At 36.5% G+C, this 12,085-nt stretch carries 13 protein-coding genes and 1 pseudogene; 7 read left to right on the forward strand and 7 right to left on the reverse strand.

Features of this window, described 5'->3' with window-relative positions:
• Positions 1–10: 10 nt before the first annotated feature.
• Positions 11–359, forward strand: a pseudogene (locus tag Q7I96_10980) (VOC family protein).
• A gap of 401 nt (positions 360–760) precedes the next feature.
• Entirely contained in the window at positions 761–1,051 is a 291-nt protein-coding gene (locus tag Q7I96_10985) for a hypothetical protein (protein MDO9628126.1), read from the forward strand.
• Between the two features lie 245 nt (positions 1,052–1,296).
• Here the strand turns inward: Q7I96_10985 and Q7I96_10990 are convergent, their stop codons facing one another.
• The 4 genes from Q7I96_10990 to Q7I96_11005 form a co-directional block, all read right to left on the reverse strand.
• Positions 1,297–2,586 (reverse strand): DUF308 domain-containing protein, encoded by a 1,290-nt coding sequence (locus Q7I96_10990; GenBank protein ID MDO9628127.1) that lies wholly within the window; start codon positions 2,584–2,586, stop codon positions 1,297–1,299.
• Between the two features lie 26 nt (positions 2,587–2,612).
• A complete protein-coding gene (locus Q7I96_10995) occupies positions 2,613–3,449 on the reverse strand; it encodes an SDR family oxidoreductase (protein MDO9628128.1) in 837 nt (278 codons plus the stop codon).
• A gap of 17 nt (positions 3,450–3,466) precedes the next feature.
• Positions 3,467–4,261 carry an acetoacetate decarboxylase family protein gene (locus tag Q7I96_11000; protein MDO9628129.1) on the reverse strand — a complete coding sequence of 265 codons (795 nt, stop codon included), beginning with the start codon at positions 4,259–4,261 and terminating at the stop codon, positions 3,467–3,469.
• Between the two features lie 352 nt (positions 4,262–4,613).
• Positions 4,614–5,105, reverse strand: a complete 492-nt coding sequence (locus tag Q7I96_11005) for a hypothetical protein (protein ID MDO9628130.1) — start codon at positions 5,103–5,105, stop codon at positions 4,614–4,616.
• 248 nt (positions 5,106–5,353) lie between these two features.
• Between Q7I96_11005 and Q7I96_11010 the strand changes: the two genes are divergently transcribed.
• The 5 genes from Q7I96_11010 to dapB all read left to right on the forward strand — a co-directional run bounded on the left by Q7I96_11010 (position 5,354) and on the right by dapB (position 9,712).
• The gene (locus tag Q7I96_11010) at positions 5,354–5,638 is read left to right on the forward strand and encodes a hypothetical protein (GenBank protein ID MDO9628131.1); all 285 of its coding nucleotides are present in this window, start codon (positions 5,354–5,356) and stop codon (positions 5,636–5,638) included.
• A 174-nt stretch (positions 5,639–5,812) separates the two neighbouring features.
• Positions 5,813–6,457: a TetR/AcrR family transcriptional regulator gene (locus Q7I96_11015; GenBank protein ID MDO9628132.1), complete on the forward strand. Its 645-nt coding sequence runs from the start codon at positions 5,813–5,815 to the stop codon at positions 6,455–6,457.
• An 87-nt stretch (positions 6,458–6,544) separates the two neighbouring features.
• Complete coding sequence (locus Q7I96_11020) at positions 6,545–7,231, forward strand: DUF169 domain-containing protein (protein ID MDO9628133.1); 687 nt, start codon at positions 6,545–6,547, stop codon at positions 7,229–7,231.
• 122 nt (positions 7,232–7,353) lie between these two features.
• Positions 7,354–8,823 carry an MFS transporter gene (locus tag Q7I96_11025; protein ID MDO9628134.1) on the forward strand — a complete coding sequence of 490 codons (1,470 nt, stop codon included), beginning with the start codon at positions 7,354–7,356 and terminating at the stop codon, positions 8,821–8,823.
• 70 nt (positions 8,824–8,893) lie between these two features.
• Positions 8,894–9,712 (forward strand): 4-hydroxy-tetrahydrodipicolinate reductase, encoded by an 819-nt coding sequence (gene dapB / locus Q7I96_11030; GenBank protein MDO9628135.1) that lies wholly within the window; start codon positions 8,894–8,896, stop codon positions 9,710–9,712.
• On the opposite strand, the gene Q7I96_11035 is transcribed toward dapB, so the two are convergent.
• The 3 genes from Q7I96_11035 to hisF form a co-directional block, all read right to left on the reverse strand.
• A complete protein-coding gene (locus tag Q7I96_11035; protein ID MDO9628136.1) occupies positions 9,709–10,524 on the reverse strand; it encodes a hypothetical protein in 816 nt (271 codons plus the stop codon). The two genes, dapB and Q7I96_11035, sit on opposite strands and share 4 nt — an antisense overlap.
• Before the next feature lie 202 nt (positions 10,525–10,726).
• Complete coding sequence (locus Q7I96_11040) at positions 10,727–11,086, reverse strand: DUF1801 domain-containing protein (protein ID MDO9628137.1); 360 nt, start codon at positions 11,084–11,086, stop codon at positions 10,727–10,729.
• Between the two features lie 35 nt (positions 11,087–11,121).
• The gene (hisF, locus tag Q7I96_11045; GenBank protein MDO9628138.1) at positions 11,122–11,946 is read right to left on the reverse strand and encodes an imidazole glycerol phosphate synthase subunit HisF; all 825 of its coding nucleotides are present in this window, start codon (positions 11,944–11,946) and stop codon (positions 11,122–11,124) included.
• Positions 11,947–12,085 lie beyond the last annotated feature (139 nt).

Genomic DNA, 12,085 nt, shown 5'->3' on the forward strand with positions numbered 1-12,085 from the left:
TTAAAATTCTATGAAAATTAAATACACTACCCTGATAGTTAATGATATGGAAGAGTCCATCAAATTCTACACCGAAGTTATGGGATTTGAAATAGGTAGCCAATACGATCTCGGGCCAGCCGGAAACATCACTTTATTGAAAGGTGAAGGGGAAACGATGGTGGAGATCATTAAAAATCCAGTAGATGAACCAGGGCTATTTCCATAGGAATGGGAGTGGAAGACTTGAATAATACCATTAAAGAACTCAAATCTAAGGCGCCAAAATCACTATGGAACCTATGAAAATAACAGTGGGGACCCTGGCCTTCTTAGAAGATCCAAATGGGGTCCTAATAGCACTAATTGAGCATTATTAATTCTTATTTTTAAAATAGTGTACTATCCATTTCTTTTCTTATGTAAAACAAACTCTTTTTATTTATTAATCATTAATTCAATTTAAACCTTTTTTTCTCTGCCAAATCTTTAAATCAGTAAATTTATTAATTTTTAAACTTAATAATGGAAAATAATCATTTTTATTTAAAATTAGAGATTTAAATTGCATCTTCCAGCCCCACATTGAAAATTATTAAATGGATAAATAACAAATATATTAATAATTTATTGCTCTAAAAAGAGGGAAAAAATGCAAATTAGGCCCTATCTTAGCTTTCATGGTGAATGTCAAGAAGCAATCGAACTTTATACAAAAGCATTAATATAGAAAAATCTGAGATTATGCGGTTTAGAGATATGCCTGAAAGTCCAGAATTCTATGCCAATATCTGATAAGCAAAAGGACTGGATTTTACAGGCCACTTTACCATTTGGAAACAATTTTATTAGATTATCGGACAGTCCCCTGGAAATAAATGAGGATATCACCGATAGAATAGCTGTTGTGGTGGAAAGCAGTGCAGAAGTAGTAGAACAGGCCTTTAAGGTCTTAAAAGAAGAGGGCACTGCAATTATGCCCTTACAGCAAACTTTTTTCAGTCCGTCTTATGGGATTCTTCGTGACAAATTCGGCGTAATCTGGAATTTGGCTGCCATGGAAGAAGAATAGAAACATTAAAAATCAATCACTGTTGCAAACCGTATAATAAAAAAGGCCCGAGCCATTCTAAAAGAACATACGGGCCTTATAGTAGTGTTAATTAAATAAAATATAGATTAATTAGTTTTTAATTTTGAATAAAATAAATCTTAAAAAAGAAGTCAATATTTTTGATATCATTATACTCTTAGATTATTTTTCTATAAATAAATTAAATAAAAAAATATATTAAAAAATAAAAGAATAATGTTGTATTAAGCCACTGGAGCATCTGTTTTTTTCGTTTCAATTTCAATTTGAGCTATTTTCTGGAGTAAAATAACTAATACAAATAAGAGAATTCCATTAATCACCAAGACCCCCGCCACAATTAATCCCGGTATGATGCCTCCCCAAATCATGGATAATCCAAAAATTATAGATACAATATTGAGCACGGTCTGAGTAACTATCATTTTTTTTACAACTGGTGGAACAACGATAGTTTCAGGGCCCTGATCTTTTTTAGAATCCTGATTTTTTATTCCATCAAATACCGGGAAAAACCGTTTTATAAGAAGTAATGCTCCTCCGAAGATATTCAAAACTCCTATAAGTATCTGAATTAAGCCCGTCAAAATTCCAGGCACGATACAAGAGACAATTCCTAATGCTGCAAAAATAATTCCAATTATTATGAGCAGCCATGATCTTTTATATTGACCCATAGGAGTTTCTCCCAGTGCCATCATTTGTATGGCTACAATAACCAGTAAGAGCCCCAACTGACCATCTGGAGAGAATGGAACTAATCCAAAAGTCACCGGGAAAAGCAGAACCCCTAAAAGTATGAGAAGAGTCCCTACTAAAATTATTATCGCACTGGAAAGGGGTAGAGATGTTTCTTGAAAAAAACTAAAGTGTTTAGAAGAAGTTTTTAAATCATCCGCCTTTTCTTCTTCAGGATAGATCCTTGATACTTTTTGAATGCACCACGCCAGATAAAAAAAGCTAAATCCATATATAAATAAGACCATTGCCGTTTGAAGGTTGGTAGTTATCCCCGGTATGAGAGTTATTAGACCCGATATAATTGTAATTCCATATACCAAAGCACAAGCAGCGATTAATTGTCTCAGTGTTCCGGGTATCTTAATCCACGATTTTGCCTTTTCTTTTGAAAGAAATAGTTGTATTAGAAGAGCAATTCCCCCAGCAAAAAGAATTATTCCCACCAATATACGAACTAATTCTGATAAATAGCCAGGAATAAAACAAGAAACCATTCCCAGAATTGCCGCCAACACCCCCATTATAATAAGGGCCCAAGATCGATTTAAATCACCAAAAGGCGTTTTCCCCATGGTTATTATTTGAAAAGAGACAATGACCAGAAAGAGTCCGTATGTACTATCGGGAGTGTATGGTAACTCCCCCGTACTGATTTTAAATAGGAGTAATCCAAAGAGGAACATGAATACTCCCAGGACAATTAAAAGTACAACTTCCATGGGAAGATCCGATTCATCACTAATTTTAGTATAATTCTGTTTTACAGGTGACAAATTAATTATTCCCCTTTAGGGTAATATCAGTAGTAATTTCCGCCTTTTTCATATGCATCTCGGCGCTGTGCTGCCAATTGTAACAGAGCATTTTCTGCTTCCTGATCACCTAAGGCATATTTATGCCACATGTCAATTTGTTCATCTTCAGGCACAACGATGATTCCCTTATGCTCAGAAACCCTATCTAAAATTAGTTCTGCTGCTTTATCAGCAGGATGTGCATCATCCGGGATTTTAATTTGATCATGAACGGTACCATCAATTGATTTCTTAAAGATGGGTGTTGCAATGTTAGATGGGCAGATGGTCGAAAAATAGAGGTTTTTATCAGCGTATTCATATCTTAAAGATTCGGTCAAGCCAGTAACCCCAAATTTTGTAAGGGAATAAAGTGCTTGAAATGGAAACGGAACAATCCCTGCAATAGAACTCGTGTTAATAATATGGCCCGATCCCTGTTTTAACATTATAGGAACGGCTATGTTAACCCCATATATTACACTCCATAAATTTACATCAATTATATTTTTCCAATCCTCAAGAGTGGCCGTTTCAAATTGTAAAGTGCCACCAATTCCAGCATTATTGAATAAAAAATCCAAACTACCTGCTTCTTTTGCCGTATCTTTAATTGCTTTTTCAACCTGTTCTTGATTGGTTACATCCGCAATTATGGTGTGAATCCTATCTTTGTATTCTGGCAATTGTTCAGCAGCTTCTTCAACCTTTTTAGGATTACGCCCGAGCAGGTATACAATAGCTCCTCTCTTTAAGAGTTCTTCACTAATTGCATATCCAATACCCGAGTTTGCACCAGTTACCAAACATACTTTACCATCATAGTAATCTAAATTACTCATAATATCACCCCGATCTTTCATTCAATTACTTTAGACCCCATGGCCCGAAGAATAGCTTTTCCCTCAATTAATGCTGCTTGAATTATCTTCTTTTTAGGCAGAGCCGCTAGACTGTTAATAATATGATATTGGGCTGGATTTTGCATAGGAGTTAATTCCGTCCATTTTAGATCTCCTTTTCCAATTTGTGCTTTTTCAAGTTCTAAACCCTGAGGATATAAAATAAACTGACTTAAATCTGCCCCAGGAGCCCCCACTTTAGGGATATATCTCCAACCTAGAGTATTCATGGTTTTAAATTGAGATTTTAAAAGTTCTAAATCATCCCCTTCTACATTTTCCATTGCTTCAAAATTCATGTTTAAAAAAGTGTTCCCTTCATAACTAACAGTAGTGGCATAATGAGGTTTTAAAATGTGCAGATCTTCTATATCCGCGAAAATTTTGGGAATTCCGGTCTCTTCTCTCCCCCCTAATATAGGTGCAGTTCGATTTTCCCATACTACCAGCGTATAGTCCCCATCAAGTTCATCTTTCTTTCCATGGAACTTTACTGGTGCAGAGACATTTATCAGATTGTATTGCCCACCATACATCCAGTTAATTTGTGTAAATTTATTGAAAGCCACATCAATCTGTGGTTTAAGCAGTTCAAATCCTTCGGGAATAAAATTTTCAAGAAGATCTCTGTCGGTTTCATAGCTCATGGCCAGGCCTGTCGCTTTTTGAATGATTTTTGCGTCAGGATCAAATTTCCCCCCTCCGAAGTGAGCTGGCATAGCATACTTGAAGCCTTCTTTCTCTTTAAACACATTTACAACCTCCTTTTATTCAGCATAAATAAAAGTATTATATTATCAAAAATACTTATATTTTTGTATTCAGATATAAGAATATTTGAGTTTATTTTCTAATTATAATAATTATTAACCGATTAAAAGTTAATTAAAGAATTCTAATAATATTAAAGTGATTTTAAAGTTATTTAATGGACTAATAAAATTAAAAATTATGGTTAAAATAAAAAATGAGTTAATAATCTATTTTGAATGTAAAAGATGAAAAAAATACCATAGGTGGTACGAAATGATGTGCAAGATATCATGACAAAGTAAATTCTAAAGGTAAGCACCAAGCTGAATGAAAAAGCTAAAAATAAATTTTTCATGAATTCTGATAATCATCCAGTTTTTGGCTAACATGCTGGTAAATATCCTTGGTTACCCCAACTTTGCTAATAAAATCGTTGGAATATCGAATATCTCCTCTTTTAGGGTTATCCTGGCGCATAACATACATACATATGGCCGTTACTATCATTAAAGGATCTGTTTTTCTACCCTTTCCCCCACGATAGAGTTTCCTGAAATCCACTTTAGATATTATCTCCCGGGCCCGGTCCTTCTGGCCTCCACCTACTGGTAACAGGACTTCGTCTCCTTCTTCTCTCTTGGTCATGACTAAGGTAGGGCTGTGGCCGGTCATCATGAAATTACTGGCTACTATAGAGAGCATGGCCAATTTTTCCTGCAGACGGAAATCCTCATCAGAAGTCTTCATACTGTGAGGCTTGTATTTCTCGTATTTGCGTATTTTATTGGCCATTACCTCGACTTTTACATTATCGTCGAAGAATATGTGTTTTCGTTTTTGCATTTATGGGCCTTCAGTGTTCTGTGTTTAGTTCCTTATGGTGGAGGTGGTTTATAATGGTTTTTGGTGAGAAATAAAAAATTAATTACACCTTAGAACAAAGTAATAGTATAATGTTATTATGGTTTTGATGAGTGTTAAAATCATGGTGAAAAACACATTAATAGCTATAATTGGTAATGGCCTTGAGGAGACCATAACCATGAAAAACAGGATATTGATGGAAGCCATGATTAAAAAGGGTTGAAAAAATGATTAAAGAAGAAATTATAGCAAAAATAGAAGAATGTAAATGTTTTGAAGAAGTTGAATACCCCGAAGAAAACCTGGATGGAAAAACATTTAATGTGAATAATGACCCCGTGACCTTGATAGTTAATAAAGTTAGTATAGGACCTGTAGTTTCCATTGATACTGTTGGTAAGGCCATTCACGTTTGGATTAACCCCTATTTTGTAGGATTTGAGTTCAATGAACCAGTGCTTACCGTGGCCATTAGTTATGAGGAAGTAGATGAATTTGAGATTGTTGATTGATTAAAGCTGATTTTTTCTATTTTTTATATAATTTTTCTTTGAATAGTATTAAAATTTTAATTTTAACCAAAATCTTTATAAGTTATCATGACCACAGTTTATGTAACTGACCCATGAGTCATAGATAAGATTGGTGAGTCATATGATGTTAAGTTATGGCATTTAGGTGAAATCATGTCACTTGCAAAATGGAAGGAAAGAGAAAGAGAACAGCGTCAGAGCGATATTATTGATGCTGCTAGGAAAATAATTACGGATAAGGACTTTGATAAAATTTCAATGAATGAAATAGCCAGAGAGGTCGGCCTTGGAAAAAGTACGCTTTATATTTATTTTAAAAATAAGGAATCATTGTACTTTGCCATAGTCTTACGTGGTATTCGTATTTGGTCCAAAATGATTAAAGAAGAGGTTAAAAAAGGAAATAGTGGTTTTGAAAAGTTTGTGTTATATGGAAAAGCAAATAGAGAGTTTTCTAATCAATATCCAGATTATTTCAGGCTCCTGTATTCACCCACATCCATTAAAAAACAATTTGATATGGATAAAATGAACAGTAGTGAGGATTTCCAGGAAGTACAGGCATTATTCAAAGAAATAATGTTCATAGGAATAGATTCCATACAAAAAGGAATCGATGAAGGTGAAATAAGGCCAGAGGTGGATCCAACTGAAGCCATGATTCTCCTATCCATAATCTTTAATGGTATGGTGAATATGGGCGACTGGAGCAAAGATATCCTGGAAAGCAAGGGAATCGATGGAGAGAAATTTAACAACGATGTAGGAGATTTATTTCTCCACATGTTAATGAAATAGAGAATATATTGAGATACTTATATTAAAATTCATGGCATTGGTGAATTAAGTAAATTAAAGTTGTTTATTCAGTAAAGAGGTGTTAAAATGGATTACAATGAATTAGGTGAGAATTTAAGTGAAATGTTGAAATTAGAGAATGAACCAGTGGCCATAGGATGGTCTGTGAAAGAGCCCCGAAACGTGGAAAAGGAAGAAGGAAAATCCCGATTCTGTGCAAAACTTAGAAAAGCCATGCAGGGCGAAATATTCTATTCCACACTGGAAGAGGAAGAATGTATGGGTGGTGCTAGATATTCCGGGCTTAAAGACATGGCCGAATACCCGGCCAATGTACAAAGTGGTGCTTTTATGGTTCCCCGCGGTTTATATAAAAACATTCCTGCGGTGCAGCGCTCCAGACAAAATGAAACCTACATAGAACCTGGAATTTTTAGTTCCGTGGTTTTTGCTCCTTTAAAAAAAGCTGAATTTGAAGTAGATGTGATATTTATACTCTGCAATGCCAAGCAAGGCATGGAAATACTTCACGCCAATACCTATGATTCTGGAGAACACGGACTGGGCGCCGATGCAGTTCCCATGTGCAGTTCCATGGCGGCCACCCCGTATATGGCTGGAAAAGTCACTTATGGGTTCGGTGATGTGGCCGCCAGGCAGAGTATGGGCCTCACTCCAGAAGAAATCATGGTTAGTATTCCTGCCAGCGATTTATCTCGTATAGTCTCTAATTTAGAAGAAATGCGGACTAAAGTCTTATTTAAGGAAGAATGATAACTCAACAAATAAAATTTATTTTATCTTTTTGAATAACGTGATTAAAGAATTAAAGCTCACCAAGAATCGTAAAAAACGATAAAAACCGTATCTGTAAAAATAGGCCACCCGTGATAACAATGACTTATGAAACCCCCTATAACCTTGCTAAAGATAAAATAATTATGATCATGGCCGGACTAATGGTTGGTCTTTTGGTAGCGGCCTTTGATTACTCCATCATGGCCACGGCTATGCCCCGGGTCATTAGCAGTCTGCAGGGCATGGAATATTATGTATGGCCCTTTAGCACTTACATGTTAACCTCCACCATTGCTATAATCATTTTTGGTAAATTATCAGATATTTATGGTAGAAAACATATTTTAATTACGGGAATCATCATCTTTGTTATAAGTTCCATCCTGTGTGGTTTTTCCACTAATATATTTCAATTGATATTATTTAGAGGAATTCAAGGAATTGGAGGCGGAATTTTAATATCTCTCCCCTTTATCATAGTGGGAGAAATTTTCAGTGCCCGAAAAAGGGCCAAGTACCTGGGAATAATGGCCACTGTATTTGCCCTGGCCGATGTTTTAGGACCTGTTCTGGGAGGCGTAATTACGGATAATTTTGGCTGGAGAGGAGTGTTTTTTGTAAATGTTCCCATTGGAATCATGGCCGTGGGCCTGATTCTCTATTCAATTCCCAATTTCAAATTACCAGATATTAAAAAAGTCATTGATTATTCAGGAATCATTACCTTTACTTTAGCTTTAAGTTCCATGTTCCTGGCCTTAACCTTTGTGGGAGATCTAAATGCCCATCCCTTATTTGAGATAGTAGGGCTCTTTTTATTTTCATTGGCCATGTTTGTATTGTTTATCCGGGCTGAGAAAAAAGCGGTGGAACCGATTTTACCACTGAGGTTATTTAAAAATTCAATATTCAGCATTTCATCAATAGAAAGTTTATTGTCCGCCGCATTGATGTTCAGTGGAGTAATTTACGTCCCCTTATTTGCCCAGGGCGTTTTAGGCATGAGTGCTACAGATTCCGGGCTTTTAATGATTCCCATGCTTTTTAGTCTTACCCTGGCCTCTATAATCACCGGGCAAATCATATCCTGGAGAGGGAAATATAAAAACCTGGTCATTGCTGAATTTATTATAATTGGAATAGGAGTGGTGCTTCTCTCTACCATGAATGCTGATACGCCGTATTATCTACTGGTAGCATATTCCACTATTCTGGGTATTGGTTCTGGAATGGCCTATCCTTTATTCAATATAACTGCCCAGAATGCATTTACCCTGCGAGATATCGGTATTGTGACTGCTTCCATGCGGTTTTTCAGAAATATTGGGACTATTGTGTTTGTTCCCATATTTGGATACATTATGAACCTCACCCTGATGAGTTCGGCCGCTACTTTAGGTAAAACTCAAGCTCTGGTGACTTCTATCCAGAATATTTTCTTCTTGGCCATTATACTGGCCCTGGTAGGATTAATAGTGGCCTTCTTCCTTAAAGAAATACCTTTAGGTGAAGATTCACCGGTATCTCAGGAGGAAGTTCCTGACGGGCTGGTAGAGAAAGCAGAATAATTATTTTAATTTTTAATTTAGTATAATAACTGAGCATGGCCCTTAAATTTGTAAATGGAGATAGAACAAGATGATTAAAATAGCAGTAACTGGTGCTAATGGAAGAATGGGCACTAAAATAATTAAAAACATTCTAAAACAGGACGATATGGAACTGGTGGCGGCCCTGGGATCACCAGACACTCCACTGGAAGGAAAAGATGTGGGGGAAGTAATAGGTGTAGGAAATATAGGTGTTCCTATAAATGGTGCCCAAAAACTTTTCGAGGTTTTAAAGGAAAAAAGGCCTGATGTTCTCCTTGATTTCACCAGGGCCCATATCGCCACTCACAACATTAAAATTTCAGCAGAATGCGGAGTTAATGTAGTGGTAGGCACCACTGGATTATCAGATGAACAATTAGCTGAAATAAGGGAAGCTGTAGAAAAAAATAGGATAAAAGCAGTCATCTCACCTAACATGGCCATAGGGGTGAATGTATTCTTTAAAGTCATTGAAGATCTGGCCAAGATTCTAAATGATTATGATATGGAAATAATAGAAGCCCACCACCAGCATAAAGCAGATGCACCATCAGGAACTGCCCTTAAAGCTTATGAAATCATGGCCCAGGCACTGGGAAGAGATAAAGATGATACTTTTGTCCCTGGTAGGCAGGGAATGGTAGGGGAGCGAACTCCTGGAGAAATAGGAATACATGCCGTCCGTGGTGGAGACATCATAGGCGATCACACCGTACTCTTTGCCGGAGAAGGGGAACGGATAGAAATAACTCACCGGGCCCACAGCCGACAGTCATTTGTGACTGGGGCCATGAAGGCCGTTAGATATTTAGATAGGGCCCCTGCTGGGGTGGTGTGTGATATGGGTGATGTTTTGGATATCTAATTTCTATTTATTTCAATTTTGGTATATTTTTCAGTTAATTCATATATTTTTCTAAGATAGATATCAGATTTCTCATAAAATAATATTTCTGGTTTGATATTTGCTTCAAATTCATTAATAGAATTAATATATTTTATAAATTCGGATATTACAGTTCTAATATTCTCCGGAATAAAATAAAATTTTTTAATATCGTCTTGAATTTTTTCTAATCCATAAAAAATATTCATTCTAAAATCTAAAATATATGCATCTGAGCTTTGAATTCTGTCATAATCATAATAAATAGATCCACTATTTCGGTATAATAACTCATAAATTTCAAGCATTACATCTCGTTCCCGATCAAATATTAATTGTTTCTCTAATTGTTTTTCACTATGTTCTAATTGTTTTTTTGATTGTTGCTCATTATGTTTGAATTGTTTTCTTAATTGTTCAATAGAATTTTTATATTGCACTGATGATTGTTGCATCATTTGATTTTTTTGATCATATAACTGTACTGTCAGTCTTTCATTCGCTGAGCGTATTTGATTTATGCTCCGTATATCATTTCTATAGTTTGAATAAAATGTTCCTGAAATAGCAATACTTGCCGTGAATAGTGCTATTGAATTAGCTAAATTAAACCCAGGATTATATTCATTTTTAATTACGCTAAAATAAACTAAAACATTGATAATTATTAATATTAATGGAATTAAAATCATTAAAATCGTTATAAAACTTACAGTGTTATTATGTCTCCAAAATGAGGATTCTAACTCAGTTTCATCACTATTTTCTAATTTTTTATCATCTTTTTTCATAATATCCCCTTAATATCATAATATTTTTCTATAATAAAATAATTTTCTGGTGGGGTTTAAATCTTGATAATAAGAAATTGTAGCAATAATTGGATTCATTATTTAGGAAATAAAACTATTCAAATGCTCAATCTAATAGGAGTAGTTCATTCGGAATCACTAGTAGAATATAACGCCAAAATACTCGCAAAAATGAAACACCCTAATTAACAGCCCTCTTAACCAACTCAATAACCCTGGCCTCTTCCTCGGCCCCCAATTCCATAATAGCAAAGGCCGTGGGCCACATATGGCCTTCATCGAGGTTGGCATTTTCATTGAAGCCTAAGGTGGAGTACCTTGTTTTGAACTTCTGCGAGTTTTGGAAAAAGCAGATGACCTTGCTGTCCTTGGAATAGGCCGGCATTCCGTACCAGAGTCTCGGTGTGAGGTCTGGTGCAGTGGCCTTGATGATCTCGTGGATTCGCTGTCCCATGGCCCGATCTGGTTCGGGCATCTCGGCGATCTTGGCCAGTACCATGTTTTCTGCTTCTTCATTTTTTTGTTTAGTTGTTTTTTTCATGAATTCACCCCAAATATATGAAAAAAATAATTAATTCACTCCCGAACCACAACACCATTATCCTTTAAGAAGGCCTTCACCACATCCACAGGATACTCATTAAAGTGGAAGATACTGGCGGCCAAAGCGGCATCTGCTTTGCCCAGGGTGAAAGCTTCCAGAACATGTTGCGGAGTACCTACACCACCCGAGGCAATTACGGGAATGTCCACACTTTCACTTATGGCCCGGGTCAGTTCCAGGTCATAGCCATCCTTGGTGCCGTCCCTATCCATGGAAGTGAGTAGAATCTCTCCAGCTCCCCGGTCCTCACATTCCATAGCCCAGGCAATGGCATCCATACCAGTAAACTCACGGCCACCATAGATACTACAATCAAACCAGGCCAGGCCCTTTTTAGTTTCTACAATTATCTTATCCTTAGCCTCGCTCTCGTCCTCAATGTACCTTCTCTTGGCATCTATGCCTATGACACAGGCCTGGGATCCCACTATCTTGGAAGCTTCACTGATGAGGTCTGGATTGTGAATGGCCGCTGTATTGGTGGAGCATTTATCTGCTCCAGCTTTGAGCATGTTTACGTAGTCCTCTGGTTTCCTTATGCCCCCACCTACACATATAGGCACAAATACGTTCTCGGTGGTGGCCTTTATGACGTCGGCCATGGTTTCCCTTCTCTCGTGAGAAGCAGTGATGTCCAAGAATACTATTTCGTCGGCCCCGCCTTCATAGTATTTGGTGGCCAGTTCTACTGGTTCCCCGGCATAGCGGATTTGTTTAAATTCTACTCCTTTTACTACCCGGCCGTGGGGTACCTGCAAATCGCAGTCCAGGCAAGGAATGATTCTTTTGGCAAGCATGGATAATCTCCTTAATAATTATAAAGTAATGAATTTAGTTTTTTAAAAGATGTATATAATTTATCCCTAAGAGACTTTTTTCAATAAATTTATAACATATCGTATTAATCTAATAATATTTACACTGATAGGAGATAAT

Source organism: Methanobacteriaceae archaeon (assembly GCA_030656015.1).
Taxonomy (GTDB): Archaea; Methanobacteriota; Methanobacteria; order Methanobacteriales; family Methanobacteriaceae; genus UBA349.